Origin of the sequence: Frigoribacterium sp. 9N (assembly GCF_902506305.1) — a bacterium.
GTDB lineage: Bacteria > Actinomycetota > Actinomycetes > Actinomycetales > Microbacteriaceae > Frigoribacterium.
This window is the reverse complement of sequence record NZ_LR733392.1, coordinates 1,455,712-1,481,678: the sequence shown is the minus strand read 5'-3', so window position 1 is coordinate 1,481,678 and position 25,967 is coordinate 1,455,712. Positions and strand designations below refer to the sequence as shown.

The following is a 25,967-nucleotide window of genomic DNA, read 5'->3' as shown; positions in this document are numbered from 1 at the left end:
TCGCGTCTCGCGTGCCCCCTGCCTCGGCGGTCCGTCGCCCGGAGCGGCGTCGCCGGTGGCGCGGGTCAGGAGGCGCGGCTCAGGCGGTACAGCACGTGCGGCCGGAGCGCGTGGCCCGGCGGGAGCGCGGGGTGCTCGAAGTCGTCGGCGGGGTCGTGCGCCATGCCGAGGCGACGCATCACGCGGCGGGACGGTTCGTTGGTCGCCGCCGTGAAGCTGACGAGGGCGGGCAGGTCGGCGCCGGACGGGTCGAACGCGAACCGGACGACCTCTCGGGCGGCCTCGGTGGCGACGCCCTGACCCCAGGCCTCACGGGCGAGTCGCCACCCGATCTCGACCTGCCCCACGAGCGCGGGGTCGAACGTGGGACGGGACAGCCCGACGAAGCCGACGAACGCGCCCGAGTCGCGACGCTCGACGGCCCACAGCCCGAAGCCGTCCGCCTCGATCGCGGCGTCGAGCCGGTCGACCAGGGCGTCGCTCTCGGCACGCGTGCGGGTCGAGGGGAAGTACCTCATCACCTCGGGGTCGGCGTTGAGGTCCGCGAACGGCGCACGGTCGGACTCGTGCCAGCGGCGCAGCAGCAGGCGGTCGGTGGTGAGCACCCCGTGACGCTAGCAGCGGCTGCGCTCAGGTGACGCAGCGCCGACGCGACGACGAACCCCGTTCCGAACCATGCACCCGGAAGAAGCGGGGTGCATCGTTCGAGACGGGGTTCGTGGGGGGAGGCGCGGTGCGGCGGGGCGCGTCAGCCGCGGTCGCGAGGCCGACGCAGCCGCAGGGCGACCCCGAGCGCCACGATCAGGAACGCCGCGAGGGCGATGCCGATCCACTCGCCCGAGCCGGTCCAGGCGAGCCCGACCGGCGACGCCACGACGGTGCCGCCCGAGCCCGTGCCCGACCCGCCTCCACCCGGCGTGCCCGTGCCCGGCGTCCCGCCACCCGGCGTCCCCGGGTCGCCCGGCACCGCCGCGGCGAGCACCGTCAGGGTGGCCCGGGCGATCTGTCCCGTCCCCTCGAGCTCGACGACGTGCGTCCCGGGTTCGAGGTCGGCCGGCACGACGAACCGCAGCACGCCGACCCCGGCCGCCGTGGCCGTCGTGGCGCCGATCGACTGCGGCTCCGAGAACACGGTGCCCGCGAGGTCCTCCCCGGCGACGAACCCGGTGGCCGTGATCGACACCGTGTCGCCCGGGCGGGCGGTCGCGGGGTCGAGCGTGCCGGGCACGACGACCTTCGTCGGCTCGACGACGTCCAGGTCGATGCCGAGCACCGTCGCGAAGCCGGCCAGTGCCACGTCCGGCAGACCGCGCTGCAGCGCGTTCTCGGCGTCGGCCGTCAGGGCCGCCGACCCGTCGACCGCCGTGCCGTCCACCATCGCCTGCTGGGCGAGGTCGCGGGCGACCGACACGAGGGCGTCCGACGTGGACATCGCACCGAGGTCGGTCCCGCCGACCGGGGCGACGGCGGCGAGCAGGAGGCGCAGCGCGGCGGCGGCGTCCGTCACGGCACCGTCGCCGTCCCACACGTCGGCGTCGAGCACGGCCTGCACCGCCGCTCGGGAGGCGCCTTCGGGCAGGGAGGCGACCAGCGCCTCCAGACGCTCGCGGGTACCGTCGGTGCGCAGGCCCCAGCCGTACGGGTAGAGCGGCTCGTAGTCGGCGTCGCCCACGTTGATCGGCACCTGGTCGGCGCGGGCCGCCCAGGTCACGGGCAGGCGCCCGGTGAACGGTCGGTCGCCGAACAGCACGTCGGCGACGCCCGCACCCTCGGAGCCCGGCAGCGACGACGCGACGACCGCGTCCGCGACGCTCACGACGTCGCCGAGCAGTTGCGGTCGGCCCGAGACCACGAGCACCACGCACGATGCGGCAGCGGCGCAGACCTCGTCGACGATCGCCTGGTCGGAGGCCGTCAGCGACAGGCTCGAGCCGTTGTTCGGCACGTCGCCCTGACCCTCGGCGTACGGACGTTCGCCGACCACGACGACGCCGGTCTGACCGGCGCCGATCGGTGCCGAGGCGTCGGGGCTGAGGGTGACCGAGGCGCCGGGAGCGACCTCACGGATGCCCTCGGCGATGCTCGTGCCCGTCGTCGTGTCGCCCGATCCGCCCTGCCAGCTGATCGTCCAGCCGCCCATCTGGCGGCCGAGGTCGTCCGCGCTGGAGCCGGCCACGTACAGGTCGGCGTCCGCGGCCAACGGCAGCGCGCCTCCGGCGTTCTTCAGCAGCACCTGCGACTCGCCGGCGGCCTGACGGGCGACGGCGCGGTTCTCGGCCGAGCCGACGCCGTCGACGTTGGTGCGGTCGGCGAACGGCTGCTCGAACAGGTTGAGGTCGAACTTCTGCGTGAGGATGCGACGCACGGCGTCGTCGACCCGCGACTCGGCCACGTCACCGGAGCGGACGGCCGCCACGATCGCGTCGATGAACGCGCCGTAGTTGTACGGCGCCATCGCCATGTCGAGCCCGGCGTTCACCGAGCGCACGGCCTTGTCGGCGTAGCTGCCGCCGGGCAGCTTGTCGATGCCCTCCCAGTCGCTGATGAGGAAGCCCTGGAACCCCAGGTCGCCCTTCAACAGGTCGTCGTTCAGTGCCGCGTTCTCGTGCATGCGCACGGGCCCGTCGCCCAGGTCGACCGCCGAGTACGACGGCATGATCGTGCCCACGCCCGCCTCGAGTGCCGGCAGGTACGGGTCGACGTGCAGCCGGGTGAAGTCCTCGAGCGAGTCGGCGTGCGTGACGCCCTGGTCGATCGGGTACGCACCCGTGCCGGCCACGGACTCGTCGTAGCTCGTGCCGCCGTCTCCGGCCCAGTGCTTGGCCGTGGCCAGGACCTCGTCGGCACCGCCGATGTCGGTCGGGTCCTCACCCTGCAGGCCGATCACCGACGGGGCGGCGAAGGTGCGCACCAGGTCGGGGTCCTCGCCGAACGACTCGTAGCTGCGGCCCCACCGCTCGTCGCGGGACACGCAGAGGCACGGGGCGAAGGTCCACGGCACGCCCGTCGCGCGCACCTCGGTCGCCGTGACCTCGGCGATCCGCTCGACGAGGGCCGGGTCGCGGGTCGCGCCGAGGCCGGTGTTGTGCGGGAAGATCGTCGCGCCCACCACGTTGCTGTGGCCGTGCACGGCGTCCACGCCGTAGACCATCGGGATCTGCAGGCGAGTCGACAGCGCCTCGCGCTGGTACGCGTCGACCATGTCGGCCCAGGCCACCGCGGTGTTGCCCTCGGGCACCGACCCGCCACCGCTCAGCAGCGAGCCGAGCGCGCGTCCGCTGACGTCCTGCGGCGACGACAGGCCGAGCCGCTCGGCCTGCGCCATCTGGCCCACCTTCTCGTCGAGCGTCATGCGGCCGAGCAGGTCGGCGACGCGGTCGGCCGTCGGCAGCGACGGGTCGAGGTACGGCAGGTCGTGCGCGCCGATCACGACGCGCGGACCGTCACCGACCTTCGCCGTGGTCGAGGCCAGCGCGACCGCGAACTCCTTCGACTCGGCGGCCCCCGAGGAGGCGCGGGTCGACACGGTCACGGGTTGCGCCGTCCCCGAGGCGGTCCCCGCCGCGAAGGTCACGGTGCCCGAGGCCGCGTCGTAGTCGGTGCCCTCGACGGCCGTGCCGTCGGCGGTCGACCAGTCGACCGACACGTCCGACGCCAACGGCTCGTCGCCCGCCGTCGTCACGGTCAGCGGGATCTCGACCGAGCCGCCGGCGTCCACCAGGTAGACGTCCTGCGACGGGTCGACCGTGACGGACGCGGCGCTCGCCGGGGTGCCGTAGAGCTGCGTGTCGTCGAGGGCGTAGCCGACCGGGGCGGGCGTGCCCGGGGTGAAGGTGAACGAGTAGCCGAACGCGCTCGTCAGGTCGAGGGTGCCGTTCGTCGTCGCGGCGTCACCCGGCTGGTAGCCGGACGGCGTGAACGCCGAGAAGGGCAGCTCGACGAGCTTCCAGCGGTTGGTGCTGCTGCCCCAGTTGTCCTTGAAGGTCGTCGCCCACAATTCGCTGGTCTCGGCGCTGTCGCCGCCGGCCGGGTCGCCGTCCTTGATCTCGACCTTGATGTCGGCGCCCGCCGTCGGGGAGGCCGGGTTGTTCGCCTGCGAGGCGTACCACCAGAAGCGCAGGCCCTGGTAGCTCGACCAGTCCTGGCTGTCGGCGAGGTTGTGGCTGAGGCCGCCGTAGCCGCCGGCCGGGATCGACGAGGTGCCGCTCAGCACGTGGTTGTCGGCGCGGCCGTCGCGCTCCTGCACGGTGACGTCGCGGCTGATGGTGGGCTCGAGCGGCGCGGGTGAACCCCAGGTGAAGAAGCCGAGCGGGTCGGCCGTCGTGCCGAGCGGGACGTCGCCTTCGAAGTCCTCGATCATCGTCGCGCGCTCGAAGAGGGCGACGTCGTCGACCTGCCAGGTGCCCGCGCCGAGGCCGGTCAGGGTCACGGCGAAGCCGGTCGACGCCGACGGGTCGAAGCGCAGGTCGCTGGACGGCTGGCCCTTCTGACGGAGGTCGGCGAACAGCACGCTGACCTGCTTCCAGTCCGCGCTGTCGTCGACGACGGTCTGCTCGAAGAGGGCGCCGTCGCCGTTCTTCAGCTCGTAGCGCAGGGGCAGGCCCGAGGCGGCGCCCTTGAACCAGAACGAGAAGCCGTCGTGGTCGCTCCAGTCCGTGGCGGGGACGTCGTGCGAGAAGCCGAACCAGCTCTCGGCGGTGGTCGGGCCGGCGACGGTGACGCGCAGGGCCTGGACGCCGGTCGCTCCCTCGCGCTGCGCCTCCCCGGTCTCGAGGGTCGGGGTGACGGCGGGGCTCTGGCCCCAGCCGAAGTAGCCGCTCGGCACGCCGCCCTCGAAGTCGTCGAGCACCGTGGTCGCGCCGACGTTCGGCAGGGTGCCCGTCGGGGTGAGCGCGACGGTGAGCGTGGCCCGCGTGCCGACGACCGTCGGGTCGCTCGGCTCGGACGCGGTCAGCTCGATCGACCTGCGGGGCGTGAGGGCGCCCGTCGAGGTCGTGACGAGGTCCACGGAGGCGCTGGTCTCGCCGGGCGCGAAGGTGACGGTCTCGTCGAGCGCCGTGTAGTCGGTGCCCGCCACCGCCGTGCCGCCGGTGGAGCGCACCCGGACGGTGACCGGCTCGTCGCTCGGACCGGTCAGGCTGAGGCCCGCGGTCAGGGTCTGGCCGGCCGCGACGGTCGCGGTCGACCGGTCGAAGGTGACCGAGCGCGTCTCGGCCTCACCGAAGACCTGCAGGCCGAAGGCCGAGTAGCCGTAGAAGTGGGGGCGCGCCGGGTCCCAGGTCGCGGCCGAGCGGTGCAGCATGCTGACGCGCACGTAGCGGGCCTCGGTGGGCGTCGACAGGGTCACGTCGTCGCGGCCGCCGTCGCTCGCGACGGTCTGCGCGGTGGTCCAGCTCGCGGGCAGGGTCGGGTCGCCCGACGTGACGTCGACCGTGTAGTCGGTCGCGTACGAGGCCTCCCAGTCGAGGCCGATCGCGTCGACGCGGGCGGTGCCGCCGAGGTCGACGATCACCGACGCGGTGAACTCGACGTCCTCGTCGGGCCCGTTGCCGCTCGCCCAGCGGGTCGCCGGATCGCCGTCGATCAGGGCCTCGGCGGGGAACGTGCCGTCGCCGTCGGCCTGGCTCGCCGAGGCGGTCACCGTGCCGAAGCGGGCGAGGTCGACCGGTGCGGCCTGCGCGGCGATCGCGGGCAGGCCGCTGAGCAGCAGGGCCGCGGCGGCGGTGCCGGCGGCGAGCGCGAGACCGCGGCGCGGACGGCGCGGGGCTCGCGACCGAGGGGTCGAGGAGGAGCGGGCAGGGGCAGCGGACACGATTACTCCTTTGTAATCACGGCTGTCTCACGACAGAGCTGGAGCCACCCCCGAACGAGGGCGGCTCACGTCTGGCTCATCGTAGGGTCACAGGCGACTCGAGGGCAATGGGGCCCGTGGGGGCTTGACGCGACCGGCCGACAGCGCACCGCGTCCCGTGCACGGCACCTCGTCTCGACCGGGTGCGGTGCACGACACGCGGTGCGGTGACGGACGCGGCGCGGCGGGGCGGCACGCGGCGTCAGGCCGACGCGGCGCCGGGGGTCCGGCCGCTCGCGGCCCGGGCCCGCGCGGTGTCGCTGCGCGGACCGACCGGCACCGACCTGGTCGCCCGGGCCAGCCCCGACGGTGCCATGCCGACGTACATGCTCTCGGCGCGCTCGACCACGAAGGTCTCGTGCCAGATGCCGACGGCCCCCGGGGCCGTGCGTGCCCGACGGTTGAACGCCGTCCAGGCCGGCCGGTGCGCCTGCTGCGGCGAGCTGGCATAGGCGTAGAGCTTCTCGAGCGACGTCCAGTACTGCACGAGCACCGGCCCGCCACGTCCGAGCGTCAGCCTCATGCCCGCGAGCCCGCTCTCGGGATCGCTGAACAACTCGGTGAGCATCGGTCCCATCGCCGCGAACACCGGCCCCCACTGGTCGGGCCGCCACCAGCGGTTGACGGTCATGCCGATCAGGAAGACGACGAGTTCGCCGTCGTGCTCGTGCGTGGTGCGGCCCGGGTTGACTCTCGACATGATGTCTCCTTAGATGGATAGTGGCGCTCTCCAATATTGGAGAGTCGCGCTATCCAATGTCAAGGGGCAGTCCGTGCGCATCTCCCAGCTCGCCGAGACGACCGGGGTGCCGGTCGCCACGATCAAGTACTACCTGCGCGAGGGGCTGCTGCCCGAGGGCGAGCGCACCAGCGCCACGCAGGCCCGGTACGGGGACGACCACGTGCGCCGCCTGCGGCTCGTCCGGGCGTTGCTCGGCGCGGGCGGGCTCAGCGTCGCCGGCGCGCGCGCCGTCCTCGGGCAGCTCGACGGTGAGCACGAGACGGTCGCCGAGGTGCTCGGCGTCGCCCAGTCGGCCGTCACGACGACGGCCCCCGAGGGCGTCGACCTCTCGCGGGCCGAAGCGCTCGTGGCCGGGTGGGGGTGGACGATCGATCCGGGGTCGGCCGACGTGCTCGCGGCCCTCGAGGTCGCGGTCGACGGACTCGAGGCCGCGGGGTTCGAGCTGCCCGACGGGACGCTCGACGGCTACGCGCGGTCGATGGCCGAGGTCGCCGAGGCCGAGATCGCGGGCATCCCGGTCGATTCGGTGGACGCCGCGGTGCAGTACGTCGTGCTCGGCACCGTGTTGGTCGAGCCGCTCCTGCTCGCCCTGCGCCGCCTGGCCCAGCAGGACGCGTCCTGGCGCCGCTTCGGGGCCTGACGCCGCGCCTCCGGCTGGTCGCGTCCGGCTGGTCGCCTCGCTCCGGCGCCCTCAGGAGGCGCGGGTGCGGTCGCGCAGACCGACGAACGACACCAGGGCGCTCACCCCGAGCAGCACGGCGACCACGATCACGACGCGATGGAACCCGCCCACCGTGAGCGCGCCTCCGGCGATGACTCCGAGGAACGCGACCGCGACGAGCCCGGCGACGCGCGAGATGGCGTTGTTGACGGCGGAGGCGATGCCCGACTGGCCGGCCGGGATCTGCGACAGCACCGTCGAGGTGAGCGGAGCCACGGTCACCGACAGGCCGAAGCCGAACAGGACCACGCCGGGCACGACCTGCCACCAGACGTCGATCGGATCGGCGACCAGCAGCATCCAGAGGAAGCCGCTCGCCGTGATCAGCGGCCCGACCGTCATGAACGGGCGCGGGCCGTGGGTGGCGGCGAGCGTGCCGAACAGGGTCGAGAACAGCAGCGACACGATCGTCGTCGGCAGGGTGACGAGCCCGGCCAGGGTCGCCGTCAGACCCGCCAGTTCTTGCACCACCAGGGGGATGGTCAGGGTGCCGAGGCTGAGGGCCGCGTAGATGCCGACGGTGGCCAGGTTGCCGACGGTGAAGGTACGGGTCCGGAACAGCGTCAGCGGCATCATCGGAGCGGGTGAGCGGCGCTCCCACCAGACGAAGGCGGCGAGCGCGGCGAGGCCGACCACGAGCGGCGTGACGACGAACCAGGTGCCGAACCCGACGCGCTGCCCCTCGATGAGCGCGAAGACCGGTCCGGCGAGGCCCACCGCGGCCAGCACGGCGCCCACGACGTCGACCCGCGGGGGAGCACCGTCGCGCCCCCGGTGGGCGTCGCCGGGCAACCGGGTCATCAACACGAGGGTGAGGACGACCGGCACGACGACGACGGCGAACACCCAGCGCCAGCCGAGCGTGTCGACGAGCGCGCCCCCGGTCAGCGGGCCGATCAGGAACGCGACGCCGGTCCAGGCCGTCCAGCTGCCGATGGCCTTGCCCTGCGCGGGGCCGCTGAAGGTCGAGGTGATGAGGGCGAGGCTGCTCGGCACGAGGAGGGCCGCGGTGACGCCCTGCAGGGCCCGGGCGGCGATCAGCAGGCCCGGGTCGGGGGCGAGGGCGGCGAGCACGCTCGTCACGGCGAAGCCGATCAGGCCCGCGCGCAGCACCCGCACCCGGCCGAACGTGTCGCTGAGCGAGCCGGCCACGAGCATGAGCGACCCGAGCGTCAGCAGGTAGGCGTCGACCACCCACTGCTGCAGGGCGAGGCCCGCGCCGTCGTCGGCCGTCGCGCCGCCTCCCGTGCCGGTGCCGAGTTCGCGGGCGATCGCGGGCAGCGCCACGGTGACGATCGAGCCGTCGAGGAACGCCACGAACGAGGCCAGCACCGCGACCACGAGGACGACCCGCCTGCCGCGCAGGGTCGCGTCGTCGCTCGGGGCCGGGGGAGGTGTGCTCATGCTGCACTCAACACCCGACGGGCGCCGATCGATGCCCCGTCGTCCGACGGCCCGGCCTCAGCCCTCGCGGACGACGTCGTCCGGCGACTTGTCGGGCCGCCACCCGCGCCAGCTCGGCTGCCGCAGCCGCCCGGTCGAGGTCCACTCGGCGATCGACACCTCGCCCACCCGGGACGGGGTGACCCAGTGGGCACCGCGGGCGTCCACGGCGGGCACGCCCACCAAGGGGCTGGTCTTCCGCTCGGCCGCGCGCAACGCCGGCAACAGCTCGTCGAGCTCGCGGTCGGTGAACCCCGTGCCGACCCGGCCGACGTAGTGCAGCCCGTCCTCGTCCGGGACGCCCATCAGGAGCGAGCCGACGCCGTCGGCCCTCCGGCCGGCACCGGGGCGCCAGCCCGCGATCACGACCTCCTGCGTCTGGTGGTGCTTCATCTTGATCCAGGCGCGGGACCGTCGACCGGCGCTGTAGGTCGCGTCGCGCCGTTTGGCGACCACGCCCTCGAGTCGCAGGCGCTTCGAGGTCGCGACCGCCGCCTCCAGGTCCCCGTCGAACGCCGGGGGCACGTCGACGGCCCCGCCGCTCTCGACGATCCGCTCGAGCACCTCGCGCCGGTCGTCGTACTCGTCCTTCACGAGCGAGCGCCCCTCGGCCCGCATGACGTCGAAGAGCAGCAGCTTCACCGGCGCGCCTGCGGCGGCTCGCGCCACGTCGCGCGACCGCGTCAACCCCATGCGCGTCTGGAGCAGGCCGAAGTCGGGGCGACCCTTCTCGTCGACGGCCACGATCTCGCCGTCGAGCACCGCGCCTCCTTCGCTGTCGACCCGCTCCGCCAGCACCTGCAGCTCGGGGTAGGCCGGGGTGAGGTCGTTGCCGTTGCGGCTGGTCAGCGTGACCGCGCCGTCGTGGACGACCGCCACGGCGCGGATGCCGTCCCACTTCATCTCGAACGCCCACCCGCCCTCGGACACGTCGTGCGCGTCGCCCGTCGTCGCCAGCATCGGCGCGACCGGGTCGGGTGCCGGGAACTCCTGCTTCCCGTCGCGAGCCGAGGAGGCGCGGCCCGACCCTCCGGGGGAGCCGCCGGTCGCGTGCGCCGTGCGTGAGGAGTTACCGGCGTCGACTCGCCGATTCGCCCGCGCGGACGGCGGCAACTCAGGGGATCGCGCGTCTTCGGTCGTCTTCCGGGCTCGATGCGGTCGTCCTCCTGAATTGCCGACGGAAGCGCCGTCGTGCGAACCGACGTCGCCCGCGTCGTCCTTCATGCGGTGGATCAGCCAGTTCGACTCCGCCCGCCCACCGCCGTGGCCGGTGTGGATCAGCGCGACGCGTCGGGTGCCGCGCTGCTCGCCGTGCAGCACGACGATCACCTCCTTGCCCTCCCGCCACTTCTCGAGCTCGTACTCGCCGGAGTCCCAGATGGTCACCTCGCCGGCGCCGTACTCGCCCTTGGCGATCGTGCCCTCGAAGGTGCCGTACTCGAGCGGGTGGTCCTCGGTCTGGACGGCCAGGTGGTTCGTGCCCGGGTCGTCGGGCTCGCCCTTCGGCAACGCCCAGCTGACCAGCACGCCGTCGTGCTCGAGGCGGAAGTCCCAGTGCAGCGAGCTGGCGTGGTGCTCCTGGATGACGAAGCTCGTGCCGTCGGTCGAGGCAGGGGCCTCGTCGGGCACGGGCTCGGCGGTCTTCGACGCGTCGCGCTTCGAGCGGTAGACCTCGAGGCGGTCGCGCACCTTCTCGGAGGGGTCGTGGTCGGGGGCCTCGGTGTTGCGGAAGTCCTCGCCCAGCTCGCCCGAGGGCACCGGCACGTGCGCCGAGACGTCGGCCAGGGGGTCGCCGCGCCGCTTCAGGCGCGAGAGCACGTCGGTGTACTCGAGCTGCGCCAGGGTCTTCGACGCGAGTTCGCGCCAGGTGCGAGGCATCGCCACGGTCGGCCGGGACCGACCCCGCAGCGAGTACGGGGCGACCGTCGTCTTGTTGCCGTTGTTCTGCGACCAGTCGAGCAGCACCTTGCCCCGGCGGTCGGCCTTGCCCATGGTGCTGAGCACGAGGTCGGGGTGGTCGGCCTCCATCGCACGGGCCAGTTCGTGGGCGACCTCGCCGACCTGGGCACTGGTCTGCCTCCCGTCGAGCCGGGCGTACAGGTGCACGCCCTTGCTGCCGCTCGTCACGGGCATCAGCTCGAGGCCCATGCCCTCGACGATCGGCTTGAGCAGCTGCGCCACGGCGACGCACTCGGCGAGGCCGACGCCTTCGCCCGGGTCGAGGTCGAGCACCAGCCGGTCGGGGTTGCGCTGCGCCCCCTTCGGGCCGAACCGCCACTGCGGCACGTGCACCTCGAGCGCGGCGACCTGCGCCAGCCAGGTGAGCGTCGCGACGTCGTTCACCATCGGGTAGACGTTGGCGTGGTCCTTGTGCTCGAGGGTGTGCCGGGCGACCCAGTCGGGCGCGGAGTCGGGCAGGTTCTTCTCGAAGAACACCTCGCCGTCGACGCCGTTCACCCAGCGCTTGCGGGTGGCCGGCCGACCCTCGACGTGCGGCAGCATCCACTCCGCGACGGCGGCGTAGTAGCCCAGGACGTCGGCCTTGGTCGTGCCGGCGTCCGGGTAGAGCACCTTGTCGAGGTTCGTCAACTGCAACCGGTGCCCGCCGACCTCGACCGTCTCGCCGCGTCCCTTGCCCGCCATCGCGCGCCTCCCTGTCTCGTGTGTTCCTCGTTCTACCCGGCCGTGGGTCCGTGTCGTCGGCGGCGGGTCGGCGCCGACCCGCCGCCGACGACGGGGACCCGCCGGATCGACCACGGCCCGCCTCCCCGCGGGGCGGGACGACGGGCCGTGGCGTCGTCGGGACGACGGAGCCGAGGAGGCGCGGATCAGACCGCGGGCATCGCTCCGGCGATCGTGATGGTCGCGCCCGAGGTGTAGCTCGACTCCGGGCTCACCAGGTGCACGTACGCGGCGGCGAGCTCGGCGGGCTGGCCGGGGCGACCGAACGGCGCCTGGCCGCCGAACTCCGACACCGTCTCGGCGTCGTCGGAGCCGGGCTGCAGGGGCGTCCAGACCGGGCCGGGGGAGACCTGGTTGACGCGGATGCCCTTGGGCGCGAGCTGCTGCGCGAGCCCCGAGGTGAAGACGCCGATCGCACCCTTGGTGAGCGCGTAGTCGATCTTGTCCGGGCTCGGCTGCGTGCCCTGCACCGAGCCGGTCGTCACGATCGACGAACCGGGCTCGAGGTGCGGGATGGCGGCCTGGGTCAGCCAGAACAGCGAGTAGACGTTGGTCTTGATGGTCGAGTCGATGTCCTCCGTGGTGAGCGTGAGGATGTCGTCGTTGCTCTTCATCCGGCCGGCCACCATGACGAGGGTGTCGAGCCCGCCGAACTCGTCGACGGCCTTCTGCACGAGGTCCTTGCAGTACTGCTCGTCCGAGATGTCGCCGGGGACGAGGACGGCCTTGCGCCCCTCGCCCTCGAGCAGGTCGCGCACCTCCTCGGCGTCCTTCTGCTCGCTGGGAAGGTAGCTGAGCACGAGGTCGGCGCCCTCACGGCTGAGCGCGATCGCGGCGGCGCGACCGATGCCCGAGTCCGCGCCGGTGACGACGCCGCGGAAGCCGGTGAGGCGCTCCTTGCCGACGTAGCTGGTCTCGCCGTGGTCGGGCTTGGGGTCCATCTTCCAGGCCTCGCCCGGCAGCGACTGCTCCTGCTTCGGGAACGGCGGCGCGGGGTAGAGGTCGACCGGGTTCTTCTTGTCGTATTGGCTCATGACGCCCACGGTGCCCTCGCCGCGCCTCCGCCGCTCGGGGGTCTGTACCCCACCGGCGGTCATTCGGAGCGCACGCGGAGAAAGATGAGCGTCATGCGATCGATCTGGAAGGGCGCGATCACGTTCGGGCTCGTCAACGTCCCCGTCAAGTTGTACAGCGCCACCGAGGACCACGACGTGTCCCTGCACCAGGTGCACGACGCCGACGGTGGCCGCATCCGGTACCAGCGGAAGTGCGAGATCTGCGGCAAGGTCGTCGACTACGAGCACATCGACAAGGCCTACGACGACGGCGACCGCACCGTGGTGATCACGGGTGACGACCTGAAGTCGTTGCCCGAGGAGCGCTCGCGCGAGATCGACGTGCTCGAGTTCGTCCCGAGCGACCAGGTCGACCCGATCATGCTCGACCGCAGTTACTTCCTCGAGCCGGACGGCACCTCGCCCAAGGCCTACGTGCTGCTGCGCCGGACCCTCGAGGAGACCGACCGCACGGCCATCGTCCACTTCTCGCTGCGGCAGAAGACCCGGCTCGCGGCCCTGCGCGTCCGCGGCGACGTGCTGATGCTTCAGACCCTGCTCTGGGACGACGAGGTGCGCGAGGCACGGTTCCCGGCGCTCGAGAAGCAGACGCGCGTCAGCGACAAGGAACTCGACATGTCGTCGTCGCTCGTCGACTCGTTGAGCGACGACTTCGAGCCCGCGGACTTCAGCGACGACTACCAGGAGCAGTTGCGACAGCTGATCGACGCGAAGCTGGAGGAAGGCGAGTCGCTCGACACGGACGCCACCTTCGGCGAGAAGCCCGAGGACGACGACGAGGGCGGCGAGGTCATCGACCTGATGGAGGCGCTGCGTCGGTCGGTCGAGAAGAACCGGTCGGGCGGACATCCCAAGCCGACCAAGAAGGCCGCGGCGTCGTCGTCGACGAAACCCGCCGCGAAGAAGTCGCCTGCGAAGAAGGAGCCCTCGAAGAAGGAGTCCTCGCGGTCGACGTCCGGAGGGTCGGGTTCCGCGGCGAGGAAGAAGCCCGCCTCGTCCGCCTCCGACAAGAAGGCGGCCCCGAAGAAGAAGGCCGGCTGACCGCGACGGTCAGTGTTCGCGGAGCGCCTCGATCAGGTCGGCCTTCTTCAGGTCGGAGTAGCCGGTCACGCCGAGTTCCTTCGCGCGTGCCTTGAGTTCCTCCACCGTCCAGTCGTCGTACGAACCGGACTTCCCGCCCTTGGCGGCCACCTTCTTCTCGCTGTTGCCCTTCTGGGCGGCGGCGTTCGAGATGCGCGCGGCCTTCTCCTTCGACGCCCCCTCGTCGCGGAGTGCCTCGTACATGTCGGGGTTCTTCAGCTGCGGGGGAGTCTCGTCCTTCGGCGTCATGCGCCCGACCGTACGCCCGGCGCGGCGGCTTGTCGCACCCCTAGGCGCCGAACTGCCAGCCGGTGACGTCGGGGTGGTCCTCGCCGTGCTCGTAGGCGTACGCCCGGGCCGCCTCGCGCCGCGACTCGACGTCCGCCACCAGCTCGGGGTGCTCGTCGGCCAGGCCCGGCACGCGGTGCAGCACGTCGAGCACCAACCGGTAGCGGTCGATGTCGTTGAGCATGGCCATGTCGAACGGCGTCGTGGTGGTGCCCTTCTCCTGGAAGCCGTGCACGTGCAGGTTCGCGTGGTTCGTGCGGCGGTAGGTGAGCCGGTGGACGAGCGACGGGTAGCCGTGGAAGTCGAAGACGATCGGCTTCGAGGTCGTGAAGAGCGCGTCGAAGTCGTCGTCCGTGAGGCCGTGCGAGTGCTCCCTCGCGTCCTGCAGCCGCATCAGGTCGACCACGTTGACGACGCGCGTGGTCAGGGACGGCAGCACCTGACGGAGCAGGTCGGCGGCCGCCACGGTCTCGAGGGTCGGCACGTCGCCCGCGCAGGCCAGCACCACGTCGGGGTCGACCCCGTCGACGGGCGTCCCCTCGGTGCCCGCCCACTCCCAGATGCCGACGCCGCGTCGGACGTGCTCCTCGGCCTCGGGCAGCGACAGCCAGGCGGGGGATTCCTGTTTGCCGGCGACGATCACGTTGACCGTGTCGGTCGTGCGGAACGCGTGGTCGGCGACGGCGAGCAGCGTGTTGGCGTCGGGGGCCAGGTAGATGCGCACGAGGTGCGCCTGCTTGTTGACGACGACGTCGAGGAACCCGGGATCCTGGTGCGAGAAGCCGTTGTGGTCCTGCCGCCAGACGTGCGACGACAACAGGTAGGTGAACGACGAGATCGGCGCGCGCCAGTCGATCTCGTCGGCACTCTCGAGCCACTTCGCATGCTGGTTGAACATCGAGTCCACGATGTGCACGAAGGCCTCGTAGGTGTTGAGCAGCCCGTGGCGCCCGGTCAGCAGGTAGCCCTCCATGAGTCCCTGCAGCAGGTGTTCGCTCAGCACCTCCATCACGCGGCCGCTTCGGGCCACGTGCTCGTCGTCGGGCCAGATGTCGGCCGCCCACACCCGCTCGGTCACGTCGAACACCGGGTCGAGTCGGTTGGACACCGTCTCGTCGGGCCCGAAGAGACGGAAGGTCGACGGGTTGTCGCGCACGATCTCGGCGAGCCACCGGCCGAGGACGCGTGTGGCCTCGGCCTGGGTGCGGCGATCGTCGGAGGTCTCGACCGCGTGCGCACGGTAGTCCGTGAGGTGCAGGTCACGACGCACGAGACCACCGTTGGACGCCGGGATCGCGCTCATGCGCTTCGCTCCCCGCGGGCGGAGTCCGTCGAGCCAGGCCACCGGCCGACCCGTCTCGTCGAAGAGCTCGTCGGCGCCGTACGACCGCATCCAGTCGTCGAGCTGCGCCCGGTTACCGTCGTCCTCGCGCACGCCGCTGAGCGGCACCTGGTGTGCGCGCCAGGTGCCCTCGACGCGCTCGCCGTCGACGACCTTCGGGCCCGTCCACCCCTTGGGGGTCCGCAGCACGATCATGGGCCACCGCGGGCGTGCGGTGCCGTCGCCGTCGCGGGCCTCCCGCTGCAGCTCGTCGATGCGGAGGAAGGCGTGGTCGAGGGCGGCGGCCATGCGCTCGTGCACCCGCATCGGGTCCTCGCCGTCGAAACCGCCCGCGACGACGAGCGGCTCGTATCCGTAGCCCCGCATCAGCTCGAGCAGTTCGCCCTCGGGGATGCGCGAGAGCACCGTCGGGTTGGCGATCTTGTAGCCGTTGAGGTTGAGGATCGGCAGCACGGCCCCGTCGTGTCGGGCGTCGAGCAGCTTGTTCGCGTGCCAGCTCGTCGCCAATGGCCCGGTCTCGGCCTCGCCGTCGCCGATGACGCAGACGGCCACCAGGTCGGGGTCGTCGAGCACCGCACCGTAGGCGTGGCTCAACGAGTACCCGAGTTCACCGCCCTCGTTGATCGACCCCGGGGTCTCGGGTGCCGCGTGCGACGGGATGCCGCCCGGGAACGAGAACTGCGTGAAGAGCTTCTGCAGTCCCGCCGCGTCTTGCGTCACCTCGGGGAACAGCTCGCTGTAGGTGCCCTCGAGGTACGTGTTGGCGACCATGGCCGGCCCGCCGTGCCCCGGGCCGCAGACGTACAAGAGGTCGCGGTCGTCGCGCCGGATCACGCGGTTGAGGTGCGCGTAGACGAAGCTCAGCGCGGGCGACGTGCCCCAGTGGCCGAGGAGGCGCGGTTTGATGTCGTCGCGCGCGATCGGCCGCGTGAGCAGCGCGTTGTCCATCAGGTAGATCTGCCCGACGGTCAGGTAGTTGGCGGCCCGCCACCACGCGTCGACGAGAGCGAGGTCGTCGGGGGTCGCCGGTGGCATCGGCGTCGAGTGGTCGTTCGTCACTGGCCCTCCATGTCGTCGGTGGTGCCCTCACGGCTCATCTCGTCGATGGTGATCGCCGCGTTGACGAGGGCGAGGTGGCTGAGGCCCTGCGGCACGTTGCCGAGGAACTGCCCGTCGTCGGCGCTGATCATCTCGGTCAGCAGGCCCACGTCGTTCGGCTGCTGCACGAGCTGGTCCATCAGCTCGACCGCTTCCTCCTGACGGCCCACGCACGCCAGGGCGCTGGCGAGCCAGAAGGCACAGGCCACGAACGTGCCTTCCTCCTGATCGACCTCGCTGTAGCGGAACAGCAGGGGGCCGGCCGAGAGCCCGCGCTGCATCGCGTCGATGGTGCGGGACATGCGCTCGCCGCGGTCGAAACCGCTGGGGGCGTGCAGCAGCACCGACGCGTCGAGCTTCTCGCTGCCCGGGTACATGACGTACGAGCCGATCTTCTCGTTCCAGCCGTGCTCGGCGACCCAGTCCTCGATCAGGTCGCGGTTCTTCCGCCAGAAGACGACGTCCTCGGGGTCGGGGTGCATCTGGCCGACCTCGGTGAGGTGCAGGGCGGCGTCGATGGCCTGCCAGCAGCCCATCTTGCTGCTCACGTAGTGCTGCTCGTCCGGCAGCTCCCACATGCCCGAGTCCTTCTCCTGCCAGCGGCGGCAGGCGTCGTCGGCGAAACCGGCGAGCAGGTCGCCGGTGGACTCGTCGAGGATGTTGCCGTCGGCCGCGTACTGGCTCATGATCGCCAGGATGTCGGCGTAGGTGCCGAGCTGCAGCTGCTCGCCCGCCGGATTGCCCTTGTAGACCGGGCCGATGCCGCGCCAGCCCTCGGACCCCGTCTCGTGGGTGCCGTCCGGCACCGAGCCGTCGAGGTTGAGGAAGATGTGCATCGTGCGGCCGTTGGCCTTGAGCGCCGAGAGCAACCACGAGACGGCTGCCTGGGTCTCTTCTCGCAGGCCGAAGCGGACGAGCGCGTTCACCGTGTAGGCCAGGTCGCGTACCCAGGCGAAGCGGTAGTCCCAGTTCTTGTCCCCGGTGAAGTTCTCGGGCAGGGCCGCCGTGGCGGCTGCCGCGATCGCGCCGGTGGGGCTGAAGATCAGCAGCTTGAGCGCGAGGGCGCTGCGCTGCACGGCGTCGGACCACGGGCCGTCCCAGTTGAACTCGTCCGACCAAGTCTGCCAGTTGCGCACCGTGCGGTCGATGCCCTGGTCGACCACGTGCGGGTCGGGCAGGTGCAGGGGTTCGTCCTCGACGCCGCAGAGACAGATCAACGAGCGCGACCCCTCGTGGGTGGTGAACTCGCCCCAGAACCGGTGCGGCCCGCCGTGGGCCTCGCCGTCGCCGGGTTCGACCGAGTCGAGGCGGCCGTGCTCGAAGCCGACGAGCGCCAGGTTGATGTCGGCGGCGCGCAGGACCGGCCCGTGCAACGTGTCGACCCGGCGAATCGGGTGCGTGCCGAACGTGTTGCCCGGGATCACCGCCCAGCGCATGGCGACCGACCCCGTCACGCCCTCGATGCGGCGGGCGAGCTCGGCCCAGGGCAGCCGACCGGCGATGCCCGTGACGAGGGCGTCCGTGATCTCGACGACGCCCGTGGAGGTGCGGAAGCGGGTCACGAGGACGTTCGTGTTCTCGACGTACTCGCGCTGCACCTCGAAGTCGTCGTCGACGGGACGCAGCTCGATGCGTCCGCCCTTGCCGGCGTCGACGATGCCGGAGAACACCGGGTCGCTGTCCATGTCGGGCATCGGCAGCCAGTCGATCTGGCCGTCGCGGGCGATGAGGGCGACGGTCCGACCGTCGCCGATCGCCCCGTAGGAGCGCAGCGGCACGTAGCCGTCGTCCCGGGGGTCGGGGCGGTGCCATTCGCCGGCGGCGGCCGTCGTCGCGCCGAAGTGGTCGGCCTGGATGTCGTCGGTGGTCTCGAGGGTGTCCGTCACGCCTCCTACGGTGGCCCAGCGCGCCTCCTCGTGCCCGTCCCTCGCAGTGTTCTGTGTGCCAACAACGGCCTCCGTACCCCTGGGGGCGAGAAAAGGAGCCGGTGGACATGTCGGGCGGGTAGACCGGTCGGATGCCTCTTCCGACCGGAACCACGTCCGAGCCCCGCCTCTTCTTCGACGCGAAGGCCACGCTCGGCGAGAGTCCCGTCTGGGACGTCGACGCCCACGAGCTGGTCTGGACCGACATCACGAACGGCCTCCTGCACCGCACGTCGGCCGACGGCACGAGGGACACGACCGTCGTCGTCGACCCGCCCCTGCCGAGCTTCCAGCGTCGGCGCGGCGGTGGCCTGATCGCGGCCCTCGACGACACCGTCGTCGTCATGCGGGACGACGGGACCGAGCAGCGGACGATCGCGACCGTCGACCACGCCGACGAGCGCCTGCGCCTCAACGAGGGCAAGTGCGACCCGTTCGGCGCCTTCGTCGTCGGTGCGACCGACCCCGAGGGCAGCCCCGTGGCCGGTCTCTACCGCGTGGCCCCGGACGGCACGCTCACGCAGCTCCGCGACGACTTCGCCACGACCAACGGGTTCGAGTGGAACGACGACGGCAGCGAGATCTACCTCACCGACACCGGCGACGACACGATCTACCGAGCCTCGTGGGATGCCGACGGCACCCTGGGCGAGCTCGTCCCGTTCTCGTCCCAGGGCGCCCACGACGGCCTGGCCCGCGACGAGCGGGGAGAGTTCTGGGGTGCCATCTACGGCGAGGGCAAGGTGGTGCACCTGGACGTCGACGGTGGTCTCGTCGACGAGATCACCCTCCCGGTGCCGAACGTCACCGGCATCGGCTTCGGTGGTGACGACCTGCGGACGTTGTTCGTGCTGTCGGCCCGCGAGGGGCTGAGCGACGAACAGCTCGAGGAGTTCCCGCTGAGCGGCGGCATCTTCGCGCTGGACCTCGACCGGGCGGCTCGCCCGCCGTTCCTGTTCGGCTGAGACCGCCGCCCGTGCGGGCGGGCCCCCCGGGGACGCCCGGCCCGTCGCCCCTGCGACGACCCTCCGACGCGACGACGCCCGCCCGGTCAGCCGATCGGGCGGGCGTCGTCGTGCCGACGGCGCGTCCTCAGATGCGCCCCACGAGCTCGTCGCGCGGCACGACGCCCGCCGCGATGACGGTGCGGGCCGCGTCACGCGCCTCCTCGACGTTCCAGAGCAGCACGCCCTCGACCGCGCCGTCGTCGCCCAGGTAGTACGCCACGGCCTCGCCCTCGCCCTTGTCGTCGACGATCGTCTCGAGCGACGCGTCGAGCGTGCCGACGGCCTCGTACGAGAGGTCGAAGACCTTCGAGTAGTAGTACGGCGTGTGGTCGTAGACCTCGTCGGCGCCGGTCATGTTGCGACCGACGACGGGGCCCTGCGACTTCGCGTTGTCGACGTGCTCGACGCGGCGGCGCCCGAGGATCGCGTCCGGGTACGAGGCCACGTCGCCGGCGGCGAACACGTTCGGGTCGCTCGTCCGCAGGTGCTCGTCGACCACGATGCCGTCGTCCACGGCCAGACCCGCGTCGGCCGCGAGCTGGTCGTCGACCGAGATGCCGAGCCCCACGACGACCGCGTCGGCGTCGAGGGTCGAGCCGTCGTCGAGCCGGAGGTGGACGCCGGCGTCGTCGGCCGTGCCGCTCTCGACGCGACGTCCGCGCGCCAGCTCGACCCGCGCCTCCTCGAATCTCTTCTCGAACGACGAGGCGAGGGACGCGGGGAACACCGATCCGCCGAGCACGTCGTCGGGGAAGACCAGCGTCACGCGGGTGTCGTTCTGCACGAGGGCCGCGGCGAGCTCGGTGCCGATGTAGCTGCCGCCCACGACGACGACGTGCCGGCCGCCGCCCGAGAGCGAGCGGAGTCGGCGGTAGTCCTCGGCGGTCCGGAAGTACACGACGCGGTCGTCGTCCGGCAGGTCGAGGGCGACGGGGCTGCCTCCGGTGGCGAGCAGCAGGGCCCCGTAGCCGATCACGTCGCCGCGGTCGGTGGTCACGGTGCGGGCCTCGCGGTCGATCGACTCGACGAGCGTGCGCAGCCGGATCTCGGCACCCGAGTCGGCGACGGTGCCGAGAGCGTTGTCGGCCTCGGTGTAGTCGGGGTCGGTCCAGAGCTTCTTCGACAGCGCCGGGCGCGTGTACGGCGCGTCGACGTCGGCGCTGACGATCAGCACCGACGCGTCCGGGGTGGTGTCGTGGATGGCCTTCGCGGCGGCGTCGGCGGTCATGCCGCCGCCCACGATGACGTGGTCGAACGATTCGGTCATGGGGTCGTCCTCTCGACGAGAGAGGGCACCGCCCGGGAGGCGCGGGTGGCGCGCTCCCGGACGGTGCCCTCGTGAGGTGGTCGGGTCAGTTGGCGACGGCGCCGACGCGGTCGAGGCCCTCGGCCGCGGCGTCCTCGTCACGCTGACGCGTGTCGTCCTGGCGGGCGTCCTTCTCGGGGTGGCGGTTCTCGGCGCCGGTCATCCAGGCGAGCTGCTCGAGGCGCTCGAGGATGCTGTGCAGCACGTCGGCCGTCGTGGGGTCCTCGTCGTCGACGTCGTCGTGGACCGTGCGCATCGTGCCGGTGACGGCGTACATGCGGTCGACGATGAGGTCGACCACCGCGGTGGTCTCGACGGGGCCCGCGGGGAACTCGGGCAGGCTCGTGCCCCGGGTGACGGTCGAGGTGCGGCCGTCGGGGATCAGGTAGACGGCGCGCATGCGCTCGGCCACCTCGTCGCTGAACTCGCGGGCCGCGTCGACGATCTCGTCGAGCTGCAGGTGGAGGTCGCGGAAGTTCGAGCCGAGCAGGTTCCAGTGCGCCTGCTTGCCCTGGACGTGCAGCTCGATGAGGTCGACGAGGACCTTCTGCATGTTGTCGCGGAGTTGGTCGGATCCCTGGAACATGATGTCTCCCGTTCGTCGTGGGTTCGTGCGGAGTCGTCGCACCGGTGGGTGCGACGTGGACGGTAGACCGTGGGCCCGGGCGATGGCTCAGCCTTCGGGGGACAGCTCGACCGGCGGCGGGTGGGGACGCCGGGGCGCGTCGGCCCGAGGGGTCGCCGGTGCATGCCGTCCCGAGCCGGTCCAAGGGGTCGCTCGCCGCCGTGATCGACTCGTGATCGAGGGTGCTGGAGCCCGGACCGTACTGGATGGTATGTTCGCCTGCATCGGCACCGAAGCCGACGCCCGGCCGTGGGTACCCGATCCGTGGCCATGCTCTGAGGGGGGCTGACATGGCACGAGCGGTACCCGGACGCGCCGACCGTCACGGTTTCGACGCGGTCGAGATCACGAGGCTGCGACGAGAGATCGAGAGCGCCTGGGGGGCGTTCGACGACATCGAGCAGATGGACTTCGCCCACCGGGTGAGGGTCGTCCACGGGCTGACCGACTCCCTGCCGGACGCGGCGAGCGCGGCGGCCCGCGCAGGGCTCGGGCGACTCGCCCTGGCGCTGCTCGACGACGCGTCGGAGTTCCCGCCGCCGTGGGCGTCGATCTGCGGCCGCTGGGACGTCACGCTCGAGATGGCCCGGGCCGCGGTCGAGTCGATCGCCTGGCCGGAGGGCGAGCCCTGGGGCGAGCTGCCCCTGGTGGGCACCGCCGCCTGACGACGCCTACCGTGGCGGCATGAGCTCCACACCGTCGCGTGGCCACGGACGTCGCCGGGTCGGCCTCTGGCGCTTCGTCCGCACGGTCGTGCTCGACTACCGGTACGTCTGGTGGGTGCACCTCGTCCCGCGGTCGGGCCGGGTGGTGCCGCGTCGCTACCGGGACGGCGACCGTGAGCCCGTCCTGCTGCTGCCCGGCGTCTACGAGACCTGGCGCTTCCTCCGACCCGTGGCCGACCGGCTGAACGATCGGGGGCACCCGATCGTCGTGGTGCCCGGCATGGGCCACAACCGCCGTCCGATCGCGGCCACCGCCGAGGTGGCCCAACGCATCCTCGACGCCCACGACCTGCGGGACGTCGTCGTGCTGGCCCACAGCAAGGGCGGGCTCGTCGGCAAGACGATGATGGTCTCGACCGACGCCGAGCGACGCATCACCCGCATGGTGACGGTCAACAGTCCCTTCTCGGGGTCGCGCTGGGCGAGGGTGCTGCCGGTCAGGGCGCTGAGGCCCTTCTCGCCCCGGGACGCCGACCTGTTGCGGCTCGCGGGACAGCGTGAGGCGAACGGGACCATCACGTCGATGGCGTCGCGGTTCGACGCTCACGTCACCGAGGGCAGCGTGCTGCCGGGGGCCGTCAACCTCGAGTTCCCGGTCGACGGCCACTTCCGGCCGCTGGGCCACGCGCGGTGCGTCGCGATGATCGTGCGCGAGGTCGAGGCCGGGGCGGGCTCGGCGGCGTCGGCCGAGGCGTCCTAGCCCTCCACCCAGCCGAGCGCCCGCAAGGTCTCGTGGGGCCGTTCGACGTGGGCGAAGTGCCCGCAGTCGGCGAGCAGGGTCGTCCGGGCGTGCCGCACGACGCCGGCCAGGCGGTCGAGGTCGGACGACCGGGCGAAGACGTCGTCGGCTCCGCTGACGGCGGCGACGTCGCAGTCGATGCCTCGCCACCGGGTCGCGTCGTACCCCTGCCCCGACCTCGAGGCCGCCAGGAAGCCCCGGGGCCTGAGCTCGGCCACGAACGCCTCGAGCACCGAGCGCGGGACGCGGTCGACGTGGCGGAACACGGGCGACGACAGCGCTCGCAGCAGTCCGATGCGGGCCGCGCCGCGCAGGAGGGACGCGGAGGCGCGGGGCAGCACCCCGAACGCCGCACGCAGCAGCGTGAAGGCCGGCAACCGCACGAGGCCCCGCACCGGGTGCGTCACGGCGTCGATCGCCGAGAAGGACGTCGCCGACACGACCGAGACGCTGAGCACCAGGTCGGGTCGGACGGCGGCCAGGTGCAGGGCGACGAACGCGCCCATCGAGTGACCGACGAGGTCGAACTCGGTGACGCCCAGCGCCTCGGCGACCTCGACCACCACGGCGGCGGCCGACTCGACGTCGAGGCCCGGGTCCGGCTCGGGCGAGGCGCCCCACCCCGGCAGGTCGATCAGCACCGGGCGGGAGACGACCGCGTCCACCTCGTGGGCGGCCTGCAGCAGGGGGGTCCACGTCGTCCACGAACCGGCCGCCCCGTGCAGCAGGACGGTCGCCCGGCGGCGCGATGACCGGTCGGCCGACGCCGCCGCATGGTGCACCACCGTCCGGCCGTGTGCCGTCTCGATCGTCGAGCGGGTGAGCCCGAGGGCACCGGGCTCGGTGACCAGCGCGAACGGGGCGTAGCGGTCGAGGGTCGGGTCGGCCACCCCTGTCGCCCGGCCCCGTCGCATCGTCGGATGCTACCCGATGATCTCCTCGCGCACGCGGCGCAGGTCCTCGAGCAGCGACCCGACCAGCACCCAGTTGTCCGGGTCGGGGCGCAGCACGCTCACCGGCGACGTGAGCGCCGGGCCGTCGTCGTGCCCGGTGCCCGTCGCGGGACCGCCGGTGGCGTCGGGGAGGCGGGAGGCGCGCCCGGCCGGCAGCGCCTCCTCGGTGGTCCGCGCCAGCAGGCGCACGTCGTGGGCGGCTCGTCGGAGGTCTTCGGCGATGCTCTGCACCACGGGGTCGTCGGACAGCCCGGGGTCGTAGTTGTCGTGGACCGACCGCACCATGCCGACCACCCGGTTGACGAGCACGGTGAGGCGCCGCAGCAGCGCCGCGTCGGCCTCGAGGACGCTGCGGTTGCGGCTCGCACGGGGGTTGAGCTGGAGGCTCTCCTCGCCCGCGGTGACCGCGTCGACCGCCCGGGCCTGGGCCACCCTGAGCTCGCGGGCCCTGGTCAGGCCCGTGGCGAGCCGCGACCCGTCGACCGGTTCGTCGAGCACGGCGGCGGTCTCGTCGAGCACGGACGCGATGTCGCGCGCGAGCCGTCCGACGGCGAGGTGCGCGGGGGCGAGGGCGACGGGAGGCACGATCAACGCGTTGATCGCGAGCGCGATGGCCGCACCGATGATCGTCTCGAGCACCCGGTCGAGCGCGTAGTCGGGGGTCTGGGCGCCGATCGCCAACACGAGCATCGCCGAGATCGGCACCTGGTTCGCCGAGCTCGGCGTGAGCCGGAAGGCCCAGGCCACGAGCAGGCTCACCACGACGATCGCCAGCACGATCCAGGTCGCGTCGCCGAACAGCTGGCCGGCCGCGAAGGCGATGAGCACGCCGGCGATGACGCCGACGCTGCGCTCGAGGCCGCGCACGAACGACTGGTTGACGCTCGGCAGCACCACGAGCAGGGCCGCGATCGCGGCGAAGATCGGCAGGGGCTGCTGCAACAGGGCCACCGAGGCGAACCAGGCCGCCATCACCGCGACGCTCGTCTTCACCACCTGGAGCAGGGGCGTGCGCTTCGTCTGCCGGATGCGCGAGACGACCTTCACGCCCTCCAGGGTAGACGGGGAGGCGCCGCCCGCGTCGCGACGTCGCGACAGGTCACGAAACGGTCACCCCGCCCGCGCCTCCCCACCGATCGGTCCGGCTGCTGGTTGACTGCGTCCTCGTGTGGCCCAACTCCGCCGAGGTGCTCCCCGCCGCGTTCGCGAACTCGGGGCTGACCGTCGTCGCCTTCCGACCCCACTCGGTCGAGCCCTCGGGCGCCGGGTTCCTCTACGGCTACGAGGTCGACACGGTCGACCCGGTCGGCGCGACCTCGACCGTGCTGACGTTCATCGACACCGACACCCGGGCCGCCGACGAGTCCTCGGTGCTCACCCGCGACCCGACCACCGGTCAGCCGCTCGCCGTCTGGGCCTACCCGGCCGACCCGATGCTGCCGGCGCTCGCCGGGGCCACGTATCCCGACCGGGTGGCCGACGCGCTCGCGGCGCTCGGCGTCGTCGTCACCGAACCGCGGCTGAGCGTCGCGGCGTACCGACCCGGCAAGCGCGCCGTCATCCGACTCGACGCCGCCGAGACCACCGTCTTCCTCAAGGTGGTCCGCCCCGACCGGGTGGCACCGATCGTCGCCCTGCACGAGGCGTTCCGGGCGCAGGGGCTGCCGGTGCCCGCCGTGCTCGCCTCGCGGGCGGACGGCCTGCTCGTCCTCGAACGCGTCCCGGGGGTGCCGGCCGGGCAGCGCGTCGTCGAGCTCGTCGACGACCCGCGGTTCGTCGAGCAGATGGTCGACCTCGGCACGCGCATCGCCCGCGTCGACGTGGTGGCGCGGGCGCAGTCCGACGCCCTCGACCACGGAGCCTGGCACCGCTCGACGCTGCGCGCCGCGCTGCCCGACCGGGCGACCGAGATCGACGGCCTCTACGACGAGATCGACCGGCGCCGCGCCTCATCCGCCTCGGACGCCCTCGCCGTGATCCACGGCGACCTGCACCTCGAGCAGCTCTTCGTGCACCCGTCCGAGCCGTGGCGGGTCACCGGTCTGCTCGACGTCGACACCGCGGGGCTCGGGCACCCGGCGCGCGACGCGGCGGCCCTCGTCGCCCATCTGGTCGTGACGGGACAGTGGCACCGGGGCAACGGCGACGAGGCCGAGGCCCGGGCCTGCGAACGCCTCGCCGACGACGTGACGCGCGCCTGGGTCGAACGCCTGCCCGGCCTGGCCGACCGGCTCGCGCCGGGCGTCGCGTCGCAGCTGCTCGCCCACGCCGGCGGACAGGCCACGCTCGGCACCGACACGGGCCGCCGCAAGGCCGTCCAGCTGATCGGTGCCGCCGCGGGCACCCTCGCCCGCCCCGCCTGAC

General features: G+C 72.6%; 19 protein-coding genes. 6 read left to right on the top strand and 13 right to left on the bottom strand.

Features of this window, described 5'->3' with window-relative positions; translation table 11 throughout:
* Window positions 1-65 precede the first annotated feature (65 nt).
* The 3 genes from ARTHRO9V_RS09955 to ARTHRO9V_RS09945 form a co-directional block, all read right to left on the bottom strand.
* Complete coding sequence (locus tag ARTHRO9V_RS09955) at window positions 66-605, bottom strand: GNAT family N-acetyltransferase (RefSeq protein ID WP_159826878.1); 540 nt, start codon at window positions 603-605, stop codon at window positions 66-68.
* Window positions 606-748: 143 nt separating this feature from the next.
* Window positions 749-5,812: a glycoside hydrolase family 3 N-terminal domain-containing protein gene (locus ARTHRO9V_RS09950; protein WP_159826876.1), complete on the bottom strand. Its 5,064-nt coding sequence runs from the start codon at window positions 5,810-5,812 to the stop codon at window positions 749-751.
* Window positions 5,813-6,053: 241 nt separating this feature from the next.
* The gene (locus tag ARTHRO9V_RS09945) at window positions 6,054-6,551 is read right to left on the bottom strand and encodes a DUF4188 domain-containing protein (RefSeq protein ID WP_159826874.1); all 498 of its coding nucleotides are present in this window, start codon (window positions 6,549-6,551) and stop codon (window positions 6,054-6,056) included.
* Window positions 6,552-6,624: 73 nt separating this feature from the next.
* Here ARTHRO9V_RS09945 and ARTHRO9V_RS09940 point away from each other — a divergent pair, with 73 nt between their 5' ends.
* The gene (locus ARTHRO9V_RS09940; RefSeq protein ID WP_123571823.1) at window positions 6,625-7,233 is read left to right on the top strand and encodes a MerR family transcriptional regulator; all 609 of its coding nucleotides are present in this window, start codon (window positions 6,625-6,627) and stop codon (window positions 7,231-7,233) included.
* A 51-nt stretch (window positions 7,234-7,284) separates the two neighbouring features.
* Here ARTHRO9V_RS09940 and ARTHRO9V_RS09935 read toward each other — a convergent pair whose 3' ends face one another.
* The 3 genes from ARTHRO9V_RS09935 to ARTHRO9V_RS09925 all read right to left on the bottom strand — a co-directional run bounded on the left by ARTHRO9V_RS09935 (window position 7,285) and on the right by ARTHRO9V_RS09925 (window position 12,473).
* Complete coding sequence (locus ARTHRO9V_RS09935; RefSeq protein WP_159826872.1) at window positions 7,285-8,718, bottom strand: MFS transporter; 1,434 nt, start codon at window positions 8,716-8,718, stop codon at window positions 7,285-7,287.
* Between the two features lie 57 nt (window positions 8,719-8,775).
* Window positions 8,776-11,400: an ATP-dependent DNA ligase gene (locus ARTHRO9V_RS09930; RefSeq protein WP_159826870.1), complete on the bottom strand. Its 2,625-nt coding sequence runs from the start codon at window positions 11,398-11,400 to the stop codon at window positions 8,776-8,778.
* Window positions 11,401-11,585: 185 nt separating this feature from the next.
* The gene (locus tag ARTHRO9V_RS09925) at window positions 11,586-12,473 is read right to left on the bottom strand and encodes an SDR family oxidoreductase (protein WP_056049091.1); all 888 of its coding nucleotides are present in this window, start codon (window positions 12,471-12,473) and stop codon (window positions 11,586-11,588) included.
* Between the two features lie 93 nt (window positions 12,474-12,566).
* Between ARTHRO9V_RS09925 and ARTHRO9V_RS09920 the strand changes: the two genes are divergently transcribed.
* Window positions 12,567-13,556 (top strand): Ku protein, encoded by a 990-nt coding sequence (locus ARTHRO9V_RS09920; protein WP_056049088.1) that lies wholly within the window; start codon window positions 12,567-12,569, stop codon window positions 13,554-13,556.
* Window positions 13,557-13,565: 9 nt separating this feature from the next.
* Here the strand turns inward: ARTHRO9V_RS09920 and ARTHRO9V_RS09915 are convergent, their stop codons facing one another.
* Genes ARTHRO9V_RS09915 through ARTHRO9V_RS09905 form a run of 3 tightly spaced genes read right to left on the bottom strand, consistent with a single transcriptional unit; the run spans window position 13,566 to window position 18,101 of the window.
* On the bottom strand, window positions 13,566-13,844 hold the full coding sequence (locus tag ARTHRO9V_RS09915) for a Rho termination factor N-terminal domain-containing protein (protein WP_056048240.1): 279 nt from the start codon (window positions 13,842-13,844) through the stop codon (window positions 13,566-13,568).
* A 40-nt stretch (window positions 13,845-13,884) separates the two neighbouring features.
* Window positions 13,885-16,260 carry a phosphoketolase gene (locus ARTHRO9V_RS09910; protein ID WP_159828644.1) on the bottom strand — a complete coding sequence of 792 codons (2,376 nt, stop codon included), beginning with the start codon at window positions 16,258-16,260 and terminating at the stop codon, window positions 13,885-13,887.
* A 20-nt stretch (window positions 16,261-16,280) separates the two neighbouring features.
* On the bottom strand, window positions 16,281-18,101 hold the full coding sequence (locus ARTHRO9V_RS09905; RefSeq protein WP_233568530.1) for a glycoside hydrolase family 15 protein: 1,821 nt from the start codon (window positions 18,099-18,101) through the stop codon (window positions 16,281-16,283).
* A gap of 239 nt (window positions 18,102-18,340) precedes the next feature.
* Between ARTHRO9V_RS09905 and ARTHRO9V_RS09900 the strand changes: the two genes are divergently transcribed.
* The gene (locus ARTHRO9V_RS09900) at window positions 18,341-19,213 is read left to right on the top strand and encodes an SMP-30/gluconolactonase/LRE family protein (RefSeq protein ID WP_159826868.1); all 873 of its coding nucleotides are present in this window, start codon (window positions 18,341-18,343) and stop codon (window positions 19,211-19,213) included.
* A gap of 127 nt (window positions 19,214-19,340) precedes the next feature.
* Here ARTHRO9V_RS09900 and ARTHRO9V_RS09895 read toward each other — a convergent pair whose 3' ends face one another.
* Together ARTHRO9V_RS09895 and ARTHRO9V_RS09890 are read right to left on the bottom strand one after the other, a co-directional pair.
* On the bottom strand, window positions 19,341-20,522 hold the full coding sequence (locus tag ARTHRO9V_RS09895; protein WP_123571819.1) for an NAD(P)/FAD-dependent oxidoreductase: 1,182 nt from the start codon (window positions 20,520-20,522) through the stop codon (window positions 19,341-19,343).
* Window positions 20,523-20,607: 85 nt separating this feature from the next.
* A complete protein-coding gene (locus ARTHRO9V_RS09890) occupies window positions 20,608-21,147 on the bottom strand; it encodes a Dps family protein (protein ID WP_082460542.1) in 540 nt (179 codons plus the stop codon).
* A gap of 329 nt (window positions 21,148-21,476) precedes the next feature.
* On the opposite strand from ARTHRO9V_RS09890, the gene ARTHRO9V_RS09885 reads away from it, so the two are divergent.
* Entirely contained in the window at window positions 21,477-21,851 is a 375-nt protein-coding gene (locus tag ARTHRO9V_RS09885; protein ID WP_056048233.1) for a hypothetical protein, read from the top strand.
* Between the two features lie 19 nt (window positions 21,852-21,870).
* The gene (locus tag ARTHRO9V_RS09880; protein WP_159826866.1) at window positions 21,871-22,611 is read left to right on the top strand and encodes a triacylglycerol lipase; all 741 of its coding nucleotides are present in this window, start codon (window positions 21,871-21,873) and stop codon (window positions 22,609-22,611) included.
* On the opposite strand, the gene ARTHRO9V_RS09875 is transcribed toward ARTHRO9V_RS09880, so the two are convergent.
* Complete coding sequence (locus tag ARTHRO9V_RS09875) at window positions 22,608-23,564, bottom strand: alpha/beta fold hydrolase (RefSeq protein ID WP_159826864.1); 957 nt, start codon at window positions 23,562-23,564, stop codon at window positions 22,608-22,610. The two genes, ARTHRO9V_RS09880 and ARTHRO9V_RS09875, sit on opposite strands and share 4 nt — an antisense overlap.
* A gap of 9 nt (window positions 23,565-23,573) precedes the next feature.
* Window positions 23,574-24,650, bottom strand: a complete 1,077-nt coding sequence (locus tag ARTHRO9V_RS09870) for an aromatic acid exporter family protein (protein ID WP_123571815.1) — start codon at window positions 24,648-24,650, stop codon at window positions 23,574-23,576.
* Between the two features lie 119 nt (window positions 24,651-24,769).
* Between ARTHRO9V_RS09870 and ARTHRO9V_RS09865 the strand changes: the two genes are divergently transcribed.
* Window positions 24,770-25,966 carry a phosphotransferase family protein gene (locus tag ARTHRO9V_RS09865; protein ID WP_123571814.1) on the top strand — a complete coding sequence of 399 codons (1,197 nt, stop codon included), beginning with the start codon at window positions 24,770-24,772 and terminating at the stop codon, window positions 25,964-25,966.
* Window position 25,967 lies beyond the last annotated feature (1 nt).